The organism is Cellulosilyticum lentocellum DSM 5427, from assembly GCF_000178835.2.
In the GTDB taxonomy this organism is placed as follows: domain Bacteria; phylum Bacillota; class Clostridia; order Lachnospirales; family Cellulosilyticaceae; genus Cellulosilyticum; species Cellulosilyticum lentocellum.
Map to the genome: position 1 here is coordinate 3,733,875 of NC_015275.1, position 17,664 is coordinate 3,751,538.

A 17,664-nucleotide genomic window follows, 5' to 3' on the forward strand; every position below is an offset into this window, starting at 1 on the left:
TTCTTTTATTTTTTACTTCTATAGAGTTCTAACTTAATTCATTAATATTTCTACACTCTTCGATATATAGTATAGCATAAAAAAGCCTATTGAATTATGCAATAGACCCTTTTGTATGTATCAACTACTTCTTATTGATTCTTAATCTAAGAAGGTTACTTTTCCATTTAAGTTATAATAGGCACCTATTACTTTGACTTTACCTTCTTCTATTAGCTCTTTAATTACTGCATCTTCTTTAATCTGTTCTTCTACATCCTTTATGTTTTGATAAATAGCATCCTCTACAGAAGAGGCATTTGTTTCTGTGATACTAGGTGTAATCCTCTTAACAATATCTGCTATATGTCCTTCTACCTCTTGCTTTTTAACAACAGCATCGTAGGTTGCTGTTACCGCTCCACAGTTTTCATGCCCTAATACTACTATCAATGGTGTCTCTAAATGTTCGGCGCCATACTCTATAGACCCTAAAGTCGTATCATCTAACACATTACCAGCTGTACGAATTTCAAAAAGTTCACCTAAACCTGCATTAAATAAATGAGTAGGTGTTACTCTAGAATCTGAACATCCCACGATTACGGCATAAGGGTCCTGTCCCTTAGTTAAAGTTTCTCTTCTTTCTGCATTAATATTCACTTGCCTAGATTCATTTTCATAAAATCTTTCGTTACCTGCTTTTAATAAAGCTAGCGCTTCATCTGATGTCTTAACTGTAGTTTCAACTGTTTGACTTTGAACGGCTGTACTATTATTTGAGCATCCTGCGAAGGTTACCATTATTAATAACGTAAATGTCACTGCAAACTTTTTCATTTAAAGTTCTCCTTTTCAGTATTTTCTGAAATATATTAGCACAGCCTTTTTCCTAAATCGCGTATTTTGTGTCGTCTAATCCTCTATATGTATTTACATTTTTTCCCTTAATTCTACATTTCTACTCCATATGTATTCAAATGATATCAAGCTGTACTTCATAAGTAGTCAAGCCTTAGAAAATAATGCTATAATGAATTCATTAAGTACTTACACTTTAAAAGGAGGAATCTTTGTAGATGTACATAACTCATTTAAAAAAATCGCTGTTATTTCTTAGTCTCATGCTTACCCTAACTTTATTATCTATTCCTTGCTTTGCTAAAAATATTCAACTTACTTTAGATGGTAAACCGCTTCAAAGCACCGCTGCTCCTATTCAAGAAAATGGAACAACACTAGTACCACTTCGTGTTATTAGTGAAAATCTTGGTGCCAAAGTCAATTATAATGCTGTAAATGGAGAAATTATCATTAGTAAAACGAATGCCACTATGATACTTACTCTGGGTCAATCTACTGTTAAGGTAAATGGTGTCACTTCTAAGCTTCAAACAGCACCTAAAGTAATTAACAATACTACCATGGTTCCTTTACGTTTTATTAGTGAAAATTTAGATTGTCAGGTGAACTGGATTAGTCAGCAGAATCTAATAGCTATCACTACTCAGCCTGAGAATAACAACGCCTTACCTATTGCCACCTTAAAAATTAAAGGTTATGGTACTGTTACTCTAGAGCTTTACCCTGACTTAGCACCTAATACAGTTAATAATTTTATTACCTTAGCTAATAGTGGCTTCTATGATGGACTGATCTTCCACCGTGTCATTGAAGATTTTATGATCCAAGGAGGAGATCCTAATGGTAATGGTACTGGTGGACCTGGTTATAGTATTGCTGGTGAGTTTTCTTCTAATGGTTTTACCACTAATACCCTTTCTCATACAAAAGGTGTCATTTCTATGGCCAGAGCAATGAATCCTGATTCAGCAGGTAGCCAATTCTTCATTATGTCTTCTGATGGTACCTATTTAGATGGCCAATATGCCGCTTTTGGAAAGGTCATTTCTGGCCTTGATATTATTGAAAAAATTCAACTCGTAGATACCAATAATCAAGATAAACCTCTTAAAGATATTGTCATTGAAAGTATACGTGTAAGCCTGGGTGCTCTTAAGGTTACAACACCTATTAAAATTGAAGACAAATAAATTTTAACAGCCGATTGAAGCTTCTTAGTTTTTCAATCGGCTGTTATACTAAATATTACTATTTTCCTATCTCATTATGAGTTCTCTTACCCATTTCCATAAGATCCTTCATCTTTTTCATCACATGCTCATAAGCATCCTTATCATGAGGTTTCGTACAAGCCTGACAACTCTTAATCCCATTTTCTAAATACACATAATGACCACCACACTGATCCTTCAATGTATAAAGTGGACAATAGCAAAATAAACAGTTAAATTCCTTCTCATTCTTAAGCTTATGACAAGGGAAATACTCGCATGCTTTATTCTGCATAAATTTATAGTTTTCCATATATTATTTTCTCCTTTATTACTTATGTCTTTTTAGACTATTCATCTATACAAATAAAATTTTGTCTGGACGTTTACGAGAAATACGTCTGGGAGAAAATGAGTGGGTATGGGTACCTTCCGTTGTTCCGGTTCACATTTTTAAAAGCACTAAGTCACTACTCCAGGCACCCATACCCACTCATTTTCATAAACGCTATTGACCTCATAAACATCCAGGACAATGAAACGGCGTGAAAAAAGGGTAACGACAATGTGAACTTTTTTATGGGTTTTAGTACCAATGTTTGAATTCAATGATCTTTCACACGTGCTTCAAAAAATACAGAGCGGAATTCCGGAAAGTAGTCCTTAGCCTCTCATTTCCGCCCAGTAGCATGTCTCATAAACACTCAGACAAATTGCTATCTTTATCCTACAATTTCCCACATAGCCTTTAATAGTTTGTCATTATCTGCCTTGCCTTTAATGGCTACCCTAATAAAATGCTTATTTAGCCCTTTAAAGTTAGAAGCATCTCTGATAAGAATATTATACTTTATGATCATCTGTTCTTTTAATTCTTGACTTGTCATCGTCTTAAGTTCTATTAATATATAATTAGTAGTTGTAGCATAAACCTTTATATTAGGGAGCGTCCTTAAAGCTTCTAATAGATGATTACGTTCTTCCTTGAAATAGGCTTTTGTCTTCTTTTGAAAAACTTTATCCTCTAATAAAACTGGGGTTAAGTATTCAGCAAAACCATTAACCGTCCATGGCTCTTTAAAATGATACATTCCTCTTAATAAAGCTTTATTGCTTGTTACTCCATAGCCTAATCTTAAGCCAGGTAGCCCAAAAAACTTAGTAACAGCTTTAATAATAATGAGCTGATTATTACACTGTACTAATGGTATTAAGCTATATTTTGCTTCCTCTTCTACGAACTCCATAAAGGTTTCATCTACAATGAGTAGCTTTTGCATTTCTTCCATTTGTTTAGCAATAGAAGCTAAGCTATAGCTGTTCCCTGTTGGATTATTAGGATTACAAATAAATAAGCCATCTATTTGATGAAGCCTTGCTTTAAGCTTTTCTACTTCTAGATCAAACTCTGTAGATGCTTTTAACTGAAAAGGCACAATTTCTAAACCATTTAGCTTGGCACTTCTTTCATATTCAGAAAAGGTAGGATTTATAATACCTAATCTAAAAGGCTCCTCCTTTTGCCTACTACTCTCCCCTAGCGTTTTCATTAGTAAGTACATGATTTCCGTAGCACCATTTCCAGGTATAATCTGCTTCATCTCACAGCTTAGATACTGACTAAGTACTTGTCTAAGCTTAGTATAATGAATATCCGGATAGTTTTGGCAACTTTTTAAGGCACTTTGTACTGAATTGACCAAGTGCTCACTCATAAAAGGATTGATATTTGAGCTAAAATCTATAAGTTCCTCTTGTTTCTTCCCATAAAGTGCTGCCATTTCAGCACTATTTGCCCCATGTCCTAGATTAATCATGTATTCTTTCTCCTCTTTTTAGTGTATTACATGCAGTATGTAAATTTTAATACAAAAAGCAAATAAGCCATAGACCAGTGAAAATGAGTACTCCAACAACCGATGTCATATACATCAGCTGATTTCCTCTTGTAATATCTGCGATCACTAGTTCTCTTGTAGCATCTCCTATGGTTGGTTTCACGACTACTTCACCAAAATAAACGTTAGTCCCACCTAATTGCACACCTAAAGCCCCTGCTGCAGCACCCTCTGGATAAGCACAGTTAGGACTTTTGTGATTCTTTCTATCACGAATAGCAATTTTTAAACAGTTTTTAGCATCAAAGTGTAAAAGGACGCTTGCTAAACTCATTAAAACAGCTGTTAACCTTGCTGGCACGTAATTAGCTATGTCATCTATTTTAGCAGAAGCAAAACCTAAGTCTTTATACTTTTCATTTTTATAACCTACTGTAGAATCTAAGGTATTAATAGCCTTATACGCAAAAGCTAAAGGTGCTCCTCCAATAAAGGCATAAAATAAGGGTGCGATAATACCATCTACAGTATTTTCTGCTACTGTCTCCACAGTGGCACGAATGATTTCCTTTTCACTCAGTTTGGAAGTATCTCTTCCTACTATATAAGAAAGCTGTACTCTAGCTTTTTCTAGCGTATCTGTCTCCAATACTTTTCTAATTTTATTAGCTTCATCCCCTAGGCACTTAGTTGCTAAAGTCGTATATAGTAAGATACTATTTACAACAAAATAAAGCAACCAATGCACTTTAGCTAATACCAGTACCAAATAAACTACTGTAACTGTTGTGCCTACAGTTATACCCCATAAAACAAAGCCTCCTACCTTTAAACCCCTAGGTGACTTTGCTATTTTTCTTATTTGCTTTTCACTCCATTTAATAAGGCGGCCTATATATCTTATAGGATGAGGAAAGCTGTAAGGATCTCCGAAGATCAAATCCAATACATAAGCCGTGATTAAACACCCTAGCATCATCATTAGACTTTTCCTCCTGCACTTAACAATCTTTCTACAGCTTCTAAATGGCTATAAAAGTGTAAATGTAAATAAGTGGCTAGTGTATTACCTTTTGTATAGCCTCCTACCCAAGCTTCACCTTTATTGTCTTTTTGCATTCTATAAACTGCTTTTTCATTGGTGTAAAACTCTGAATGATGAAACTCATGTCCTTTTAATGTCTGTCCTTTTGCAGAAAGCAAGGTATCTTCCTCGGCAGTTCCAAAGCAATAGCCAAAACGCTTTAATCCCTTAGTCATACGGCTTTCCCCTTCAAAAACGCCTACCATTTCATAGCTTTTCCCTTCATGATCTATCAGGCGTTCTCCTAAATACATGAGTCCACCACACTCTGCATAAATAGGAATGTTATTTTCATGAGCTGTTTTAAGTTCCCTCCTCATTGTCTGATTAGCTTCTAAGTCTGCTGCAAAGACCTCTGGAAAACCACCACCGATATAAATCAAATCACACACAGGTAAACTGGTATCTGCTAAAGGACTAAAATAAATAAGCTTTATCCCTAAATCCTCTAATAACTGTAAATTATCTTGATAATAAAAATGAAAAGCTTCATCATAAGCTACTGCTATTGTTTGGATCTTATGATCTCGTTTAATAAGAGGCTGAAATGTACTAGTGATTTCTTCACCTTCTATAAGTTCCAAAAGTAAATCTAAATCAATAGACGTCTCTACTGCTTTGGCTAAAAGCTCCATTCTTTCCTCTAAAGCTTCTAACTCTTCACTAGGCACAAGTCCTAAGTGTCTAGAAGGTAAGTTAAAATGGTCTTCTGGAGGTAAATAACCAATAGCTGGTATGTGACAGTACTTTTCAATAGAGGCTTTGACCAAGTTAAAGTGACTTTCTGTTTTGATACCATTCGCTATCACCCCTACTATATTCACTTCTGGATCGATGTTTTTGTAACCTAACACCATAGCTGCACTAGACGCTGCCATAGCTCTTGCATCAATCACTAAAATCACTGGTAATTTCAGCAGCTTAGCAACTGATGCGCTGCTACATTCAGTAATAGAACTGCCTTTACCATCGTATAAGCCCATTACTCCCTCTACTACAGCAACATCCGCGTCCTGCATACTTCTATTAAATAGATACTTGACTTGTTCCTCTTCTAGCATATAAAGGTCCAAATTTCTAGAAGCTCTTCCTGTTACCTTCGTATGGTAAGCTGTATCAATATAATCTGGGCCTACTTTATAAGGTTGAACTTGAAGGCCCCTTGCTTGCAAAGCCCTCATAATTCCTAAAGAAAGAGTCGTTTTCCCAACACCACTCGCTGTTCCTGCAATCAATAATTTTTTCATTTCTTTGTTACTCCTAAAATATCATAAATAGCTGCCATATCTACATGTTCTCTAAGTACTTGTGCCAGCTTGTCATATTCACCTTGTTTGAAAGCCTCAAAAGAAACAGTGCTATTTTCTACTGCTTCTAATCCTTTCTTAACTCTTATGGCATTTAAAAGGTTTCTAGTAAAACTAGCTTCATCAAAGATACCATGTAAGTATGTGCCAAATACATTACCCGCTTCATTACAAGTCCCTTCTAATTCATTTATGGTTTGGCCTAGTCTCTTTGTAAAAGTCATTAAGGGTTTTGCTTCCTTTGCCATTTTTGTCACACCCATATGAATTTCATAGCCTTTTACCTTAGTAGATGTCACTGCACTTAGCACATCTGGTAAGTTTTTACAAATAGTTCCTTCTACTTGAGTCGTTACCTTCTCACCTTCAAAAGTCGTCTCAATAGGAAGTAAGCCAAGCCCATATGCTTCTTTCATATGACCTTCTACACCATAAGGGTCTGCTATTTTTTCGCCTAATATTTGATAACCACCACATATGCCCATAATAAGAATGCCTTGTGCATGAAGTTTATGAAGTTCTATATCTAAACCGCTTTCTTTTAAATAGGCTAGATCTGCTAAAGTATTTTTACTTCCTGGCAAAATAACTAAGTCGGGTATTCCGATTTTTTCACCACGTCTTATATATCTTAGCTGTACATCCTCTTGTATTTCTAACATATTAAAGTCTGTAAAATTAGAGATATGTGGCAGGTGGATGATAGCAATATCAATGGCATTATTTTTGCCTACAGTTTGATAAAAACGACTTGTTAAACTATCTTCATCCTCTACCTTTAAATACGTATAAGGCACTACACCTAATACAGGGATTTTAATTAAATCCTCTAGCATTTTGATGCCTGGTTCTAAAATACTACGATCTCCTCTAAATTTATTAATGATCACACCTTTGACTCTAGCTCTTTCTTCCTCTGTTAAAAGCATAATGGTTCCTAAAATAGAAGCAAACACCCCACCCTTATCAATATCTGCAATTAAAATAACCGGTGAATCTGCTATTTCCGCCATACCCATATTGACAATATCTTTATCTCTTAAGTTAATCTCCGCAGGACTTCCTGCTCCTTCTATAGCCACAACGTCATATTCACTACTTAAACTCTCATAATGTCTTTTAATCATTTCTGCTAACTGTGGTTTGAATTCATGATACTCTCTAGCTGTCATATTGCCATATACTTTCCCATTTATAATCACCTGTGAGCCCTGATCACTTGTAGGCTTGAGTAAAATAGGATTCATCCTAGCACTAGGTTTAATCCCTGCCGCCTCTGCTTGAAAAACCTGAGCTCTTCCCATTTCTAAGCCTTCTTCTGTAATAAACGAGTTAAGCGCCATATTTTGAGATTTAAAAGGAATAACCCTAAGGCCATCTTGTTTAAATACTCTACAAAACCCCGCAGTTAATAAACTTTTCCCTACATTCGAGGCCGTTCCCTGAAACATAATACTTTTTCCCATAAGTGCTCCTTTAATATGAATGAATTAAGAATGAATAATGAAAAGCAGAGTGTTAAAAATAGAGGTTTAGATAAGCTCACATTTTATACTGTCATTCACTTTATTTCTATTTAGTATAGCGGCAAAATATACGCTTTCCTATAGTAATAACAAATAAAAAGTCTCCCACATCGGGGAGACTTTTGCTTATATAAGAACATAGATTCTATCTACTCTATAAAAAGAGCTACTCTACATTCTTCTAAGCTCTTTTCTTTTATAGTCAATGCTACTTACGCTAGTTAGCAGCATCTCTATACTAGTTTTCTTAATGGATAAGCCTCTTTCCCTCCGAAAGATTCTTTTATCATTTAAGGTAGGTCTCCTGGCTTATAATTCTTCCTTCCTGCCACCTTCCCATAACCAAGTTACAGTGGCTTACTGGCAGTTAGTCCTTATATACAGTAGCGGGGGCTGCAGTGTTCCACACATTTCCCTATTAAGCTTACACAGCACCTTAAATTCTTATTATTCATTTCCTTTATTCTAGCATAGGTATTCGTATTTTGAAATGCTTCATCATTATTAGATTGCTTATATGTGCTTCTATTTAAAATCTTTCTTCGTCCAAATATTAAGGCTAATACGATACGAAATATAGTAAATTATAACACCTATTAACATCATTAGTATCGGCATAATACCATCCAGTTTATTGATATATACTACTATACTTTCATCTACTAATCTCATGTTACTTATCGTATTAGCACCTACAAATATGAGAATATAGCTAAATATTAAATAATATCTGGCTTTAATCGTTCCAAAATAAAAAATAACTGGTAAGATAATACTGTTATAAATAGCTCCTATTAAGAAAGTAGCAGCTAGCATTATAGGTACCATCTTAAGTATTTCTTCCATCATCATGTGCTGCTGAGTGATAAAGTTAAACCATAAACCTATTTGAGCAATCACGCAACCACCTATAAGATAAATAAGACTTTCTATATATCTTGAAGTACACATTTCCTTTCTACTGACAGGCATGGCAGCTGTCATGAGCTCTACCTTACTACGCTCTTCATACGCCATGATACTGTATGTTAAAATATAGCCAATAAGTGCAGGCATCACAACTCCAAAACCAATACTCCACATTGGCATAAATAAGCAAAATAAGATACTTGATACTAAAGCTGATTTAATCGAAGTGATGAGATAAATCCAGTTTTTCTTAATGAGTAAAAATGTTCCATTCATCCTCTATTCCCCCCTCTTGCTAGATAAGAGCACCATAACATCTTCAATAGTTGGCACTACATATTTCACTTCATTGCCAAAAAGTTCCTTGGCTAATGCTCTACTTCTCACTAGTGCTTCACCACCTAGGCTGGTTTGTTTATAGCCTAGTAGCTCTTTTTGAATTTCCTTATCAAATAAATGCTTTGGCCCTTTAACAATGCAGTAATTGTTTAAAAGTTCATCTTTTGGGGCTTGCATTTCGATGCGGCCATTTCGGATATATACTAGATAGTCTCCTGCTTTTTCAAGATCTGAAGTGATATGGGTCGAATAAAAAATAGTTACTTCTTCGTTTTGCATATGCTCCATTAATAAATCAATCATCTCACTTCTTACAACTGGGTCAAGTCCAGCTGTTGGTTCATCTAAAATAATAAGTTCCGGCTTATGCGCCAGAGCTACAATAAGGGCAAATTGCTTTTTTTGTCCTGTAGATAAGTCCCCATACTTTTTATCTTCTTTTAATCCAAAGCGCTCCATATAGCTATTAAAAAGCTCTTCATCCCAATCTTTATAAAAAGGCTTTACCATGCGTTTAATATTTTTAAGCTTAGATTCTTGAGGATAACCAGTTGGCTCTCCCACATATCCTATTTTCTCTTTGATTGCTTTCGCATTTTCACTCACTCTCATCCCATCAATTAGAACCTCGCCCGTATCAGGAATAAGCATATCTAGCATTAGTTTAATAGTAGTCGTTTTACCCGACCCATTTTCACCTATAAAACCAGTAATATACCCTTTCTTAATACTTAACTTGGGAATATTTAATTCAAATCCATCAAACTGTTTTTTAACATCTTTAAAAACCACTGCTTCCATCTTCTATACCTCCTCATAAATAACGGCTACGCGTTCTTGAAGTTCTTCTAAAGTCATATCTATACTTTTGGCTGCGACTACAATAGCTTCTAGTTTTTCTTCTAATTGGCTCATTTGCATTTCCTTGAGCCTTTCCTTATTAGCTAAAGAAACATAGGTCCCCTTTCCTGGTGTAGTTTGCACAAAGCCTTCCGCCTCTAAATCCTCATAAGCCCTTTTTACTGTAATAATACTTACCTTTAATTCTTTTGCCATCATACGAATAGAGGGTAATAAAGTCCCTTGCTGAATCTCACCTTTTAAAATGTGTTCTTTAATCTGGCTAATAATCTGCTCATAAAGTGGAATTGCACTGTCATTTACAATAATAATATCCACACCTTCACTCCTTTCCCTCTTTTTAATTCACAACCTTTTACACTTATCAATACTTTTATGTTATTGTTTAAACTTATATTAATTTTAAATACTTTTCTCAAGCCAACTGTACATATACTGTGTATATAGTCTATATACAGATATTAACTCTATATTTTTAGATTGTCAATATGATTTGTTAATTTATCGTCGTTATTGAGATACTATTCTAAATAGAAATTTGTCTGGGCGTTTATGAGAAGTACGTCTGAGAGAAAATGAGTGGGTATGGGTGCCTTCCGTTGTTCCGGTTCACATTTTTTGAAGCACTAAGTTCACTTATTTAGATGAACGGCAGAACTCACTTCGTTCAAACAGCTGCCTAAAACCCATCTAAAACGTTCACTAAGTGCTTCTAAAAAATGCTCCCAAGTCACTACTCCAGGCACCCATTCCCACTCATTTTCACAAACGTTGTTGACCTCATAAACATCCAAGACAGTGAAGCAGAGTGGAAAGAAGGCGTAACAACAGTTAAAAAATACTCGAAGCCAGGGGCAGGCGCCCAAGGCAATAACGTATAAAGCTTCCCATAAGTCTATTTTGCCAAGAAGTAGCTCTGTAAGGAAGCTAGGGAGCCTTACAAGCATTATTGATCTCTTAAGCGTTCAAACCCCTAAGTGAGAAGTGCAGAAAAGAGATAATAATAAGTTTTCTTTTTTCTTGAATACACCTAATGGAGGAGGCTTTACGCGTTATTGTTGGTAGAACTGAAAGAGGGTGGCTGTCCTAGCGGGGTGACTTCGGAGTATTTTCAGTAGGCACTTAGCGAACGTTTTGGATGGTATTTAGCCCACGTGTTCGAGGGAACCGAGTTTGTGGGCGTTCATCCAAAAAAGTGAGCTTAGTGCCTATTGAAAATACGGAGCCAAGCCACGTAGGATAGCCACCCTCTCTCAGTTCCTCCCAAATGGCCCAGTAACGCCACCAACAAATTTCTATTCATATTTTCACTAAAAAATGACATAAATATCTTTCTTACTAAACTGTAATAAATAAATCTGCCTCACTGTAAGATTTCCTATGTATAATAACGACTATAATTTGGTTATATTTAAATAAGTAACCTAGCACTAAGGAGGTATTTATGAACGAAAATCCTGGAAACTATCTTACCAAATCCCCCACTTATAAAAGGACTACTATAAAATCCAAGAAAAAACATAAAAGAAAACAGTTAATACAAGCTACTCGCTATATCTTTTTCTGGTTACTTATTTTATGTGTAGCTGCGTTAGTAAAGAAAACCTTCTTTTCTTTTCCTACTTCTTCAGTTCCTGAGACCATTCTCTATTCAAGTGAGAGCTCAGACATATTAGCAGATGCCAACTACTCAGATTATCCAGCTTCGCTTCTAGAACTTGCCGAAAAGAAACCTGAAACTATCGCTTTTGTAAACAACTATGCCAACTACCTAGCCAACCTTGAGGACAAATCTCCTATTTCTATCACGAAAGACTATACTCCTGGAGAAATCCCTTTATTTATTCAATGGGATACAAGATGGGGCTATGAACACTATGGAGATGATTTTATTGCCGTAAATGGTTGTGGTCCTACGGCTCTTTCTATGGTAGCTGTAGGTCTCACTGGAAATACCGAACTCAACCCAAAAGCCATAGCTGACTTTAGCTATGAACAAGGTTACTTGGTAGAAGGACGAGGCTCCAGTTGGGATCTCATGACAAAAGGAGCAGAGACTTTAGGTATTACCAGTGAAGAACTACCTTTAAATGACGATGTCATTATTAGTCGCCTTACTAATGGTAATCCTATTATTGCAAGTATGCGCCCCGGAGATTTTACCACTTCTGGACATTTTATTGTTTTAACAGGTATTGCTCCTAATGGAAAAATTATTGTTAATGATTCGGATAGCTTAATTAGGAGCAATCAAACTTGGGACCTAGATACACTTACTAAACAAATAAAGAACCTATGGGCATTTAGCTCATAGGTTCTTTATTTGTCTTATCAAGATTTATTTAGCTTGCAAAAGCTCCTCTTTAAAGGCTTCTTCTTCATCAATATCTCAAAAAATAAATGCTATTTACTACAAAATATATTTTTTTAATAGATATCTTAATGTATTTTGCTATTATTTACTATTATTTGTTATTATTTATAGAATAATTAAAATAATCCTATTATAATGTCTATTGTATAGGACCTATTATTTACACAAAGGAAGGAACTTCTCATGCACAAAAAAGGAATTGTTATTAAGTTAATTTCATGCTTTTTAGTAGCTATTATTGTACCACTTACATTTTTAAGTATTATGTCTATCCAGAAATCTCATAGCGTTTTGACAGATAATATGCAACTTACTAGCTTTCAAACGCTTAAAGAAAGTAAGAATAGTTTTGAACTCTATTTAAAAAACTTAGGCCAACAACTCAATATTCTAACTCGTAAAAATGAACTAAAGCATATGGAAGATAGTGGCTCTTTAGAAGATAATGTGACTGCTATTGAAGACTCTATCGTTGCTGCTCTTAAAACAACAGAAGGTGCCCTAAGAGGCTATTATGCTACTAATAGCGGTAAAGTCGTTACAGCTTGGTATACTGTAGAAAATGGAAAAAATATTCCTCATCATACCCTTGAAAATGACGACTACACCGATAAACCTTGGTTTAAAAATGCCATCGGTTCTTCTTATAGAAGTGGTGTATATGCTGTTTTTACTGAACCTTATATAGATCCTACAACTAATAGACTCATTATTACCGTTTCCCAAGAAGTGAAAGCTAATAAAGAACAAGTAGGTTGTGTTGCTATAGATATCCCTTTTGATGAAATAAAAAAGTTCGTCCAAAATATTAACCTATTAAACACAGGCTATGTACTTTTAGCCAATGCAGATGGCACAATCTTAGTTGACAATAATCGGAATACATTTATCAAATCTAGCTTAACCACACTTCCTAACTGGGATAATATTAAAGACCAAAATCAAGTTAATACTCAGATTAATTTAAATGGACAAACAGTTAATGTGGTTATTTTTAATGACGAAATTACTAACTGGAAACTAGTCGGTGTTGTTAGTGAGAAAGAAATTTCTGATAGCTTAAATACGATTGTTTACTTTACATTAGGCACTGCTCTTATCGGTATTATTTTAGGTATTATAATTGCTATAGCTGTCACTACTATGATTAAGCGAAAACTCAATTATATGAATAAAGCCGTTAGTGATGTAGCCAAAGGAGATTTAAGTCAAAACATCCAACTTATTGGTAATGATGAATTTACCGACTTAGCTAATAATTTTAATAAGATGATTACAAGCGTATCTATCCTCATTCGTAATGTTGACTCAGCTTCTCATGCACTATTAAAGTCTTCTGATGAGATTGCTACTATTAGCTCTGAAACTAGTGATTCTACAAAAAATGTATTTGCTGCTATAAGTGATGTGGCTCATAGTACGACAAATCAAGCCCACCGTATACAAGAAGCAAGTATCCATGTAGACAATTTAGGTAGTATTTTAGCTGAAACCAATGCTTATATTAACAAGCAACTCTCTCCTGGCAGTCAAAATCCTTTAGATACTGATCCTTCAAGTGTCTTTAACGACATTTTTACTAGGGCTACTGCAAGTACCAATATTGCTATTACTAAAGTTGAGAATATAGCCGCTGATTCTGAAGAAGTTGCTGCAGCTGCTGAAGAGGTTTCTGATTTAACCAAAAATGTTAATCAATCCCTTATTAAATTAGATGAACATACAGAAGAGCTTAAATACATGGCTAAAGACCTAAAAGCTGCTCTTTCTCACTTTAAATTAAAAGAATAAACCTTACATAAAAAGGAGCCTATGCTTAATAATTTAAGCACAGGCTCCTTTACTCAAAGCTTATATTAAAGTTTTTTTACGAATTCAGATTTAAGCTTCATACCACCAATCCCATCAATTTTACAATCAATGTTATGTCCATCTGTAGCATCTTCAATTAAACGGATGTTCTTTACTTTTGTTCCTATTTTAATAACTAATGAACTTCCTTTTACTTTAAGATCTTTGATAACTGTTACAGAATCTCCTTCATTTAAAATATTACCATTTGCATCTTTAATAGCACTTGCATCTTCTTGTTGGGCCTCTGTCGTTGGCGTCCACTCATAAGCACACTCTGGGCAAACTAAAAGCGTCCCATCTTCATAAGTATATTCTGAATTACATTTTGGGCAATTAGGCAAAGTTGTCATATTTCTGTTCTCCATTCTTTGTTGTACATTCTAGTCCATCTATCATAACATAGTCTTAAATACTTGACAAATTTTTAAGTTTTTTATCTTGACTAGTTTGTCCTATTTTTTATTTTGTATCATCTAACTTATCCTATCCTATTACTCTTCTTTGTCTGCTATACCTCTAAAAGAATGATATCCTTTAATAGCTATCGTTTCACTTGGAATGGCCCAATGAATACCTAATTCATTAGGTAATTTTTTCTCTTCATAGCAGCGTTCTAATAATCTATCTAGTTCTTTAACATAAACAGATTTTTCATCTTCAAAAACAAGTTCTTTAGGAAATTCACGAACCGCAATATACTGCATAGCGGCATTAGCAGCTATAACCCCTGGTAAAATAGTTTCTACATCACAAGCTACTCTTTCCCTTGTTTGTATAGCTTCTGCTGCGCGTAAATAATGCATAAAACGCCCTTCTTCTGGAGAACCATAAACCATTTGTTCTCCTATATGAGTATGTACAACTATATTTTCTTCTTCTCCTTCTGGGAAGTTTACCGTAGCTTTTTCTAATTCAATGGTAAATCTAGGTCTTTTTGCTTCTTTCGCTGCAATAGTAGCTAGATATAATAACTCCTGCCCCTCACTAGTCATCATGCGCATAAAAACAGTATCATATCCTTCCACTTGATGGGCTCTGTATCCTTCTCCTTCAATACTTACAGGATAAGCTGACTGCTGTATCGTTTCTCCACATAAAAAAAACAAATTGTGTAAAAAGTGAGCTGCTCCATTACTCATAACAGACTCTAAAATATACTTACCATCCTCCCCCTGTATTTTCCCCTTCCAGTTACTATCTTCAAAGTAGCTTTTAGGTCTATTCCAGTTAACTACTGTTTTAATACTTTTAATAGCACCATATTTGCCAGCTAAAATATCTCTTTTTAGATGCTGTATTGCCTTAGAATAGGACCACTGGAAGTCTACTGCAGCAACCTTTCCTAATTGCTCCGCTACTTTCTTTATTTCCAGACATTCATCTATAGTAGGTGCTAATGGTTTCTCACAAAACACATTAACGCCGTGTTTTAAAGCACACATGACTTCCTCATAGTGGACATGCATGGGTGTCGCAATAATGGCTAAGTCCACTTCATTTTCTACTAAACATTGTTCTAATTTCGTATATAGCATCACACCATTTTCTAGTAGCTTCTCATAATACTCACTAGCTGTAGGATTTCTGCTCACTACTCCAACTAATTGAATATCTTTAGAGATTTCTTCTCTTAGTATTTCAGTTATAAAATTTTTTCCATAACCATTTAATCCTGTTAATATAACCTTAATCCTTTTTCTCATAGTCTTCTTCCTAAAATGATCTATTTTTTTATAATCGTATAGCTACTATAATACATGACTTTTTCGCTATTATTTTCTATTTAACTCCAACTATTGAGAAAATGCAACCAATTTTATGTATAGTAGTTAAAGACAGCAAAAAATACGAAGCATATTTCCGAGAGGTAGCCCTTATCCTCTCATTTCTACCTAGCATCATTCCTCATAAACGCTCAGACAACTTTATATTTATTGGCTAGTGGTTGAAATGTACAGAAAAATATTGTAAATTATACTAAACCCTTGTTAATAATAATTTGATTTCAATAAACTAGTAACTTAAATACCAAATTAACTAAAAAGGAGAGAAAACATGATTTCAAATGAAATGCTTCAATTAGGAACAAAACGCTCTGTCATCAGAGAAATCTTTGAGTATGGTAAAATAAGAGCTGGGGAAATTGGCGCGGAGAACGTCTATGACTTTAGTCTTGGCAATCCTAATGTGCCTGCTCCAGAATGTGTAAAGGAGGCTCTTTTAGAATTATTAAATTCTAATGATTCTAATGTACTTCATAGCTACACCTCTGCACAGGGCGATGCTGGTGTTAGAAAAACCATAGCAGATTCTATTAATGAAAGATTTGGTACGAATGTTACAGCTAATCATATTTACATGACGGTAGGAGCTGCTGCTTCTTTATGTATTTGTGCTAAAGCTCTTACAATGCCTGGTGATGAGTTTATTACTTTTGCGCCTTTCTTTCCCGAATACCGTGTCTTTGTAGAGTCAGTAGGTGCAAAACTTAAAGTAGTTCCTGTTAATACTGATAACTTCCAGATTGACTTTAAGAGTTTTAAAGCCCTTCTTTCTCCGAATACAAAAGCCATCATTATGAACTCACCAAACAACCCATCTGGTGTCGTTTATTCAGAAGAAACAGTTAAAGAATTATGTAGTATTTTAGAAGAAAAATCTAAAGAATACAATCATCCTATTTACTTAATCTCCGATGAACCTTACAGAGAAATTGTTTATGATAACATTAAAGTACCCTACCTTATGAACTACTATAAAAATACTTTGGTATGCTACTCTTACAGCAAATCTCTTTCTTTACCTGGTGAAAGAATTGGTTACATTGCCGTATCAGATCAAATGGAAGATGGGGGCAATATGTACGCTGCTATCTGTGGTGCAGGTAGAGCCCTTGGTTATGTGTGTGCACCTAGCTTGTTCCAATTTGTTATTCAAAAATGCATTGGTGCTACTTCTGATATTAATGCTTATAAGGAAAATAGAGATATTCTTTATAATGGCCTTACTAAGTTTGGTTATGATTGTGTTCGCCCAGATGGCGCCTTCTACCTCTTTGTAAAAGCTTTAGAAGAAGATGCTAATGCCTTCTGTGAAAAAGCTAAAAAGTATGAACTTCTCCTCGTACCTGGTGATGATTTTGGTTGTCCTGGTTATGTAAGAGTTTCTTACTGTGTTAAACAATCACAAATCGTTAACTCATTACCAGCTTTTGAGAAACTTATTCAAGAATATCAAGCATAAAAATTTTATTAGGGATTTGGTTAGCTGCCCACATATGTATAAATTTAAAGACCAATAGATGGTTCCACCTGTTTTTACAAACTTCTCTAGCCCAATAAAATCTTAAACCAGAGTCCGACGTAAAAAAGCACTACTAAGAAGCTGAATGCTTATTAGTAGTGCTTTTTTGATATCTTATCCTTTAAGGGTTTAGAAAGATTAGCGCCTATCTTCTCACGAAATACTTCACTGTATCAACATATTATCATATCATTAAAATATAAGACAAGTGAGAA

At 34.9% G+C, this 17,664-nt stretch carries 15 protein-coding genes, 1 pseudogene and 1 riboswitch; of the genes and pseudogenes, 5 read left to right on the forward strand and 11 right to left on the reverse strand.

Annotated features, from left to right (window positions below):
• Nucleotides 1-141: 141 nt before the first annotated feature.
• Complete coding sequence (locus tag CLOLE_RS17170; protein WP_013658382.1) at nucleotides 142-819, reverse strand: carbonic anhydrase; 678 nt, start codon at nucleotides 817-819, stop codon at nucleotides 142-144.
• Nucleotides 820-1,103: 284 nt separating this feature from the next.
• Here CLOLE_RS17170 and CLOLE_RS23980 point away from each other — a divergent pair.
• Nucleotides 1,104-1,466: pseudogene (locus tag CLOLE_RS23980) on the forward strand (copper amine oxidase N-terminal domain-containing protein); the annotation flags it as partial.
• Nucleotides 1,467-1,514: 48 nt separating this feature from the next.
• Nucleotides 1,515-2,033: a peptidylprolyl isomerase gene (locus tag CLOLE_RS23985; RefSeq protein ID WP_334290686.1), complete on the forward strand. Its 519-nt coding sequence runs from the start codon at nucleotides 1,515-1,517 to the stop codon at nucleotides 2,031-2,033.
• Nucleotides 2,034-2,091: 58 nt separating this feature from the next.
• Here CLOLE_RS23985 and CLOLE_RS17180 read toward each other — a convergent pair whose 3' ends face one another.
• The 8 genes from CLOLE_RS17180 to CLOLE_RS17215 all read right to left on the reverse strand — a co-directional run bounded on the left by CLOLE_RS17180 (nucleotide 2,092) and on the right by CLOLE_RS17215 (nucleotide 10,236).
• Nucleotides 2,092-2,367, reverse strand: a complete 276-nt coding sequence (locus tag CLOLE_RS17180; protein WP_013658384.1) for a cysteine-rich small domain-containing protein — start codon at nucleotides 2,365-2,367, stop codon at nucleotides 2,092-2,094.
• A gap of 409 nt (nucleotides 2,368-2,776) precedes the next feature.
• Nucleotides 2,777-3,871 (reverse strand): threonine-phosphate decarboxylase CobD, encoded by a 1,095-nt coding sequence (gene cobD, locus CLOLE_RS17185; RefSeq protein WP_013658385.1) that lies wholly within the window; start codon nucleotides 3,869-3,871, stop codon nucleotides 2,777-2,779.
• 46 nt (nucleotides 3,872-3,917) lie between these two features.
• On the reverse strand, nucleotides 3,918-4,874 hold the full coding sequence (gene cbiB, locus CLOLE_RS17190) for an adenosylcobinamide-phosphate synthase CbiB (RefSeq protein ID WP_013658386.1): 957 nt from the start codon (nucleotides 4,872-4,874) through the stop codon (nucleotides 3,918-3,920).
• On the reverse strand, nucleotides 4,874-6,223 hold the full coding sequence (locus CLOLE_RS17195; RefSeq protein WP_013658387.1) for a cobyrinate a,c-diamide synthase: 1,350 nt from the start codon (nucleotides 6,221-6,223) through the stop codon (nucleotides 4,874-4,876). Before CLOLE_RS17195 ends, cbiB begins: the two co-directional genes overlap by 1 nt.
• Nucleotides 6,220-7,749, reverse strand: a complete 1,530-nt coding sequence (locus CLOLE_RS17200) for a cobyric acid synthase (RefSeq protein ID WP_013658388.1) — start codon at nucleotides 7,747-7,749, stop codon at nucleotides 6,220-6,222. Before CLOLE_RS17200 ends, CLOLE_RS17195 begins: the two co-directional genes overlap by 4 nt.
• A 337-nt stretch (nucleotides 7,750-8,086) precedes the next feature.
• A riboswitch (cobalamin riboswitch) is annotated at nucleotides 8,087-8,263 on the reverse strand.
• Nucleotides 8,264-8,334: 71 nt separating this feature from the next.
• Nucleotides 8,335-8,994, reverse strand: a complete 660-nt coding sequence (locus CLOLE_RS17205; RefSeq protein WP_013658389.1) for an ABC-2 transporter permease — start codon at nucleotides 8,992-8,994, stop codon at nucleotides 8,335-8,337.
• Nucleotides 8,995-8,997: 3 nt separating this feature from the next.
• Nucleotides 8,998-9,858, reverse strand: coding sequence for an ABC transporter ATP-binding protein (locus tag CLOLE_RS17210; RefSeq protein ID WP_013658390.1), 861 nt, complete (start codon nucleotides 9,856-9,858; stop codon nucleotides 8,998-9,000).
• A gap of 3 nt (nucleotides 9,859-9,861) precedes the next feature.
• Nucleotides 9,862-10,236 (reverse strand): GntR family transcriptional regulator, encoded by a 375-nt coding sequence (locus CLOLE_RS17215; protein ID WP_013658391.1) that lies wholly within the window; start codon nucleotides 10,234-10,236, stop codon nucleotides 9,862-9,864.
• Between the two features lie 1,126 nt (nucleotides 10,237-11,362).
• On the opposite strand from CLOLE_RS17215, the gene CLOLE_RS17225 reads away from it, so the two are divergent.
• Both CLOLE_RS17225 and CLOLE_RS17230 read left to right on the forward strand, forming a co-directional pair.
• Complete coding sequence (locus tag CLOLE_RS17225) at nucleotides 11,363-12,232, forward strand: C39 family peptidase (protein WP_013658392.1); 870 nt, start codon at nucleotides 11,363-11,365, stop codon at nucleotides 12,230-12,232.
• 243 nt (nucleotides 12,233-12,475) lie between these two features.
• Nucleotides 12,476-14,083 (forward strand): PDC sensor domain-containing protein, encoded by a 1,608-nt coding sequence (locus CLOLE_RS17230; RefSeq protein ID WP_013658393.1) that lies wholly within the window; start codon nucleotides 12,476-12,478, stop codon nucleotides 14,081-14,083.
• A 65-nt stretch (nucleotides 14,084-14,148) separates the two neighbouring features.
• Here CLOLE_RS17230 and CLOLE_RS17235 read toward each other — a convergent pair whose 3' ends face one another.
• Entirely contained in the window at nucleotides 14,149-14,511 is a 363-nt protein-coding gene (locus tag CLOLE_RS17235) for a zinc ribbon domain-containing protein YjdM (RefSeq protein ID WP_330369281.1), read from the reverse strand.
• Between the two features lie 126 nt (nucleotides 14,512-14,637).
• Nucleotides 14,638-15,849 carry a Gfo/Idh/MocA family protein gene (locus CLOLE_RS17240; RefSeq protein WP_013658395.1) on the reverse strand — a complete coding sequence of 404 codons (1,212 nt, stop codon included), beginning with the start codon at nucleotides 15,847-15,849 and terminating at the stop codon, nucleotides 14,638-14,640.
• 352 nt (nucleotides 15,850-16,201) lie between these two features.
• Between CLOLE_RS17240 and CLOLE_RS17245 the strand changes: the two genes are divergently transcribed.
• Nucleotides 16,202-17,389, forward strand: coding sequence for a pyridoxal phosphate-dependent aminotransferase (locus CLOLE_RS17245; RefSeq protein WP_013658396.1), 1,188 nt, complete (start codon nucleotides 16,202-16,204; stop codon nucleotides 17,387-17,389).
• The last annotated feature ends 275 nt before the right edge of the window (nucleotides 17,390-17,664 follow it).